Raw genomic sequence first — 255 nt, 5'->3', positions numbered from 1 at the left:
ATTTCCGGTAATGTTGAGCTGCATAGTGTCTTCCTTATCGGTTGGGTCAAACGAGTTGTTTACGCTGGTTTGACGGCGGAATGGATAAAGACTCTCGGTACTTCGCAACAGTGCGGCGTGCCACCATGATACCTTGTTCCGACAGCAAAGAGGTTAACTTGCTGTCGCTCAACGGTTTCGCTGGGTTTTCCGCCGCGATTAATTTCTTCACCAGCGCACGAATCGCCGTGGAGGAAGCTTCGCCGCCGCCCTCGG

The 255-nt window shown here is 53.3% G+C and carries 1 pseudogene; it reads right to left on the bottom strand.

From position 1 onward, the window contains the following. Positions 1 to 46: 46 nt before the first annotated feature. Positions 47 to 255: pseudogene (locus SB764_RS42465) on the bottom strand (RNA polymerase factor sigma-54); the annotation flags it as partial.

Source organism: Paraburkholderia sp. SIMBA_027, assembly GCF_046535315.1.
Taxonomy (GTDB): Bacteria; Pseudomonadota; Gammaproteobacteria; order Burkholderiales; family Burkholderiaceae; genus Paraburkholderia; species Paraburkholderia tropica.
The sequence above is the reverse complement of the archived record's forward strand: the minus strand, read 5'-3'. Positions and strand labels throughout refer to the sequence as shown.